Below are 4,591 nucleotides of genomic sequence, written 5' to 3' on the forward strand. Positions count from 1 at the left end.
AGTTTTGATGTATCCTCCTCAGAAAGAAATCCGTCCATTACGATTAAGCTCAAAATTAAATGACAAATCAAGGAATCCATGCGAAGTGACAACCTTACCAATAGAAAGATGATAAAAAAAATTGAAAAGGAAATGGAAGATGATATAACCAAGCAAGCAAATCGTCTTATTAAAGATTTTCAGAAAAAATCCCTTGACCCGATTGGATTGAATGAAAAATATCACGCCAAAAATAAAAAAATGACCTATGAACAATGGAGAAAGATCTATCCCATGATGGACATTAAAATAGAAACCAAAGTTGACATTCTCCAAACCGGGGTCTCTGAATAATAAATTTTCAGGAATCCTTTTCGAAAAGGAGCAAACTTTTTAAAAAAAATATGAAATTTCAGTCATTGCTACTTCAATCACAGGAATCTCTTTTGCTTTGCTTCCGCAGGTAACGATAAAAATGAATTGTACTCAGATAAAGTGACCTTCTTTGGCTCCCCGCCTTCTGCGATTTCCAGTTCAGTTGCTGTACCTCAAAATTATAACCGGTTATTGTTTAGTGGAACAGTCCCTCCTCTGGAGAGGTATAGAAATACAGAAAGGCAGGCAATCGGAATCTTGGAAACATTAAAAGCAGATTTGAAAACTAAAAGGCTTTCCCTCGCTGATGCTATCCATCTGCGTGTGTATGTCGCTCCAGATCCAAATCATGGAGATAAACCAGATTATCAAGGTTGGTTTGATGCCTATGCCCTGTTCTTTAATTCAAAGGAAAATCCAGTAAAAACCGCTCGTTCCACAGTAGGGGTGCAAAGTCTGGTTTCGCCGGATTATCTTATTGAGATTGAAGCAGAGGTAGCCTATAAAAATATCAGCAAGTCAAAAAATGAACAATGAGAGTGAATGATCATGTTTCAATACCGGTGTTCCAGGCTTAGTCATCATTCTTATCATTGCACTCCGGAAAACTTTTGAACAAAAAGAGACAGGAAAATATACCTGTCTCTCGCTGTATTTAATCAATCATGAAAATTCATTCCATCCGTCACTTCTTTAACGATGCCCGCATTGATGACAAAGTCACCGAAATGCTCTCCTTGCTGACGTTCTTTTGCATATCGGGATAGTAGTACACGCAACTCTTTCAATATCTCTTCTTCACCGATGTTTTCACGGTACATTTTGCTTAATCGGCTTCCGTCGAATGCAGCACCGAGATACATATTATATTTGCCAGGTGCCTTACCGATAAAACCTATTTCCCCGAGTGCATGCCGGGCACAGCCATTCGGGCAACCGGTCATGCGTATCGTAATTTCTTCGTTTTTCAGCCCGTTTTCATCTACGATGGCCTCGACTTTATCAAGCAGAACCGGCAAATAGCGCTCTGCTTCGGCCATTGCCAACCCGCATGTTGGAAGTGCCACGCATGCAATCGAGCTGCGTCGGAGCGCCGAATGATGTGCACCATCCGTTAAACCGTATGTTTCAAGCAATTCCATGATTTTTTTCTTTTTCTGACTTGATACATCTGCAATGATTAGGTTTTGATTGGCCGTCAAACGGAAATCACCCGTATGGACCTTTGCGATTTCACGCAAACCGGTCATCAGCTTGTAATCATTGGAATCGGCAATTCGGCCACCTTCGACAAATAGTGTAAAATGCCATTTTCCTTTCATGCCTTTTACCCATCCATAGCGGTCACCATTATTATCAAAATGATAAGTTCTCGCTTCATCCAACTTCCATTCTAGACGATTTTCCAATTCAGCCTTTACCGTTTCGAGCCCAAGCCGGTCAACCGTATACTTGAACCGTGCATTTTTCCGTACGGAACGGTTTCCATAATCACGCTGAATCGTAATGACTTTTTCAGCGACATCCAGTATTTGATCTGGGTTGCAAAAGCCGATTACCTTGGCTAGTTGGGGATATGTCGCCTTGTCACCATGGGTCATTCCCATACCGCCGCCGATCGCCACATTAAAACCAATGAGTTTTCCATTTTCAACAATGGCTATGAAGCCAAGATCCTGGGAGTAGACATCAATATCATTGGATGGAGGTACCGCAATGCCGATTTTAAACTTCCTTGGCAAATAAAGCTTTCCGTACATTGGTTCGACCTCCTCCAATTCAGAAGTACCGACCACTTTTTCTTCATCCAGCCAGATTTCATGGTACGCCCTTGTACGTGGCAAGAGGTAATCACTCAATTTTTTCGACCATTCATATACTTCGGAATGGATTTCGGATTGAAATGGAATCGAATTGCACATTACGTTCCGGTTTACATCTCCGCATGCAGCGATGGTATCCAGCATGGAAGCATGAATTTCCTGAATGGTTTTTTTCATATTCCATTTCAAAATACCGTGCATTTGAAATGTTTGTCTTGTGGTCAGTTTCAAGGTCCCGTTACCGTATTTTTGAGCAAGGTCATCCATAACAAGCCATTGAGAAGGCTGTGCCACCCCTCCGGGCATGCGGACACGCAACATAAACTGATAGGCAGGCTCCAGTTTTTGTTTCTGACGCTCATTGCGCAGATCCCGGTCATCCTGCAAATAACTGCCGTGATGTTTCATTAGTCGATTGTCATCATCCGGAATACCGGCACTAATCCGATCCTGCATCACTTTTCCAAGTGTACCTCGCAAATAATCGCTTTTGTCTTTAATTTGCTCAACATCACTAGGCGGGCCTTCTGGTGCTTTCAATAGTGCTTTCAATAGTGGGTTCACCATGTTGTTATCTCCTTTTCCTCCAAATTGTCAGTACACATCACGTTGATAGCGTTTATTTTGTTGCAATTCTTCAAGATAAGCTTGCGCATCAGCATGGCTCATATTGCCTTCTTTTTCAATGATCTCAATAAGCGTATTATGGACGTCATGTGCCATGTTTTTCTCATCACCGCAAATGTATAATGCTGCCCCTTCTTGAAGCCATTCGTATAATTCCCCGCTGTGCTCGCGCATCCGGTTTTGAACATACACTTTTTCATCAGTATCACGTGAAAAGGCAACATCCATTTTCGAAAGTACTCCTGTTTCCAACCACTTTTGCCATTCAGTCTGATAAAGGAAATCCGTCACGAAATGCTGATCGCCGAAAAAGAGCCACGTTTTCCCTTTCGCTTCTGATTCTTCGCGATCCTGGATAAAGGATCTGAACGGAGCTATACCCGTTCCCGGTCCAATCATGATTATTGGAGTGTCTGGGTTCTTCGGCTGCTTGAAATTCTGGTTATGCTGAATGTAAACAGGCAGCATGTCACCAGGCTGTAATCGGTCTGCACATAAAATGGAGCAGACACCTTTCCTTTCTCGTCCGTGACTTTCATACCGGACAGCCCCGATTGTCAAATGCACTTCATCCGGATATGCGGATAAGCTACTCGCAATTGAATATAGGCGGGCTGGAATTTTCCGGAGGATTGATACGAATTCTTGCGCCGATTCACCCCACGAGCCAAAATCACGGACAAAATCCAGCAAATCACGGCCTTCACGATATTCTTTTAATCTTTCTTCATTACCAGGCACTAAAAGCTCTTTTAAATCTTCGTTATCTGAAAGCTGGGCCGCTTGTTCAATGAGGGATTTTGTCAAAACCGTAATTTCAAAATTGGAGATGAGCGATTCCCTAAGCTGACGAACTTCTCCCTGTTTATTGACCTTCACGATTTCTTCTGGGTCCCAATTGAGTTCCTTAAGAAGCATATCCACTAAATCCGAATCATTTTTCGGATAAATACCAAGGCTGTCTCCAGGTTCGAATGCAAGACCAGAGCCTTCAAGAGATAACTCGAGATGATGTGTCTCTTTATTGGAGCCACGACCGTTCAAGTTTATATTTTCAAGCACTTCCGCTTTAAACGGATTTGTTCTCGAATACGTTTGTTCACCTACTGAAGCCACCGTTGCAGGAACTGCAGGAACTGCAGCAACAGAACTGCCTTGCCCTTCATTTAAACTAGAAATGACTCCTTCCAGCCATTCGGAAGCAGGCTCATCATAATCAAGGTCGCAGTCCATTCGCGGAAATAACCGTGTCCCGCCCAGTTCCTCCAAGCGTTTATCGAATTGTTTTCCCGTTTCACAGAAAAACTCATATGAACTATCCCCAAGCGCCAATACTGAAAAGCGGAGACCTTCGAGGCTCGGAGCCCTCCTGCCATGAAGATACTCATGGAAAGACAATGTATTATCCGGCGGATCACCTTCTCCATGCGTGCTAACGGAAATGAGGAGATTTTGGACTTTTTTCAAATTGTTGAATTTAAAGTCACTCATGGATGAAATGGTAACCTGAAAGCCATTACCCTCAAGCTTACTCGCCGCATTTTCTGCCAGCCCTTGAGCATTGCCCGACTGTGAACCATAAAGAATGGTCACCTCTTTTGATACTGTCTTTCCGCTGCTTTGAGCCTCCAATACCGGAGCGTCGGCTGAACTCATATTCGAAACTGACAAAGATGCAGCCAGATAACCGCTCAACCAAACTTTTTGTGTTTCTGTCAAACTAGGCAGGAGGCTGTTAAGGAGCTCTGCCTGCTCATGGTTAAAGGGACTGTTACTTACCTGAAGTC

At 43.1% G+C, this 4,591-nt stretch carries 4 protein-coding genes; 2 read left to right on the forward strand and 2 right to left on the reverse strand.

Features of this window, described 5'->3' with window-relative positions:
* Nucleotides 1–78: 78 nt before the first annotated feature.
* Nucleotides 79–333: a Ger(x)C family spore germination C-terminal domain-containing protein gene (locus ACFVSH_RS23170; protein WP_387708049.1), complete on the forward strand. Its 255-nt coding sequence runs from the start codon at nucleotides 79–81 to the stop codon at nucleotides 331–333.
* Nucleotides 334–474: 141 nt separating this feature from the next.
* The gene (locus tag ACFVSH_RS23175; protein ID WP_387599272.1) at nucleotides 475–891 is read left to right on the forward strand and encodes a Rid family hydrolase; all 417 of its coding nucleotides are present in this window, start codon (nucleotides 475–477) and stop codon (nucleotides 889–891) included.
* A gap of 122 nt (nucleotides 892–1,013) precedes the next feature.
* On the opposite strand, the gene cysI is transcribed toward ACFVSH_RS23175, so the two are convergent.
* Both cysI and ACFVSH_RS23185 read right to left on the reverse strand, forming a co-directional pair.
* Nucleotides 1,014–2,744 carry an assimilatory sulfite reductase (NADPH) hemoprotein subunit gene (cysI, locus tag ACFVSH_RS23180; protein WP_387598255.1) on the reverse strand — a complete coding sequence of 577 codons (1,731 nt, stop codon included), beginning with the start codon at nucleotides 2,742–2,744 and terminating at the stop codon, nucleotides 1,014–1,016.
* A 27-nt stretch (nucleotides 2,745–2,771) separates the two neighbouring features.
* The coding region (locus tag ACFVSH_RS23185) for an assimilatory sulfite reductase (NADPH) flavoprotein subunit (protein WP_387708051.1) at nucleotides 2,772–4,591 on the reverse strand (1,820 nt) is incomplete at its 5' end.

This window comes from Peribacillus sp. NPDC058002 (assembly GCF_042886655.1).
In the GTDB taxonomy this organism is placed as follows: Bacteria; Bacillota; Bacilli; order Bacillales; family DSM-1321; genus Peribacillus; species Peribacillus aracenensis.

Excerpts from the sequence above, each read along its gene's own strand:
- ACFVSH_RS23170 (WP_387708049.1), top strand. The coding sequence starts at position 79 with ATGCGAAGTGACAACCTTACCAATAGAAAGATGATAAAAAAAATTGAA.
- cysI (WP_387598255.1), bottom strand. The coding sequence starts at position 2,744 with ATGGTGAACCCACTATTGAAAGCACTATTGAAAGCACCAGAAGGCCCG.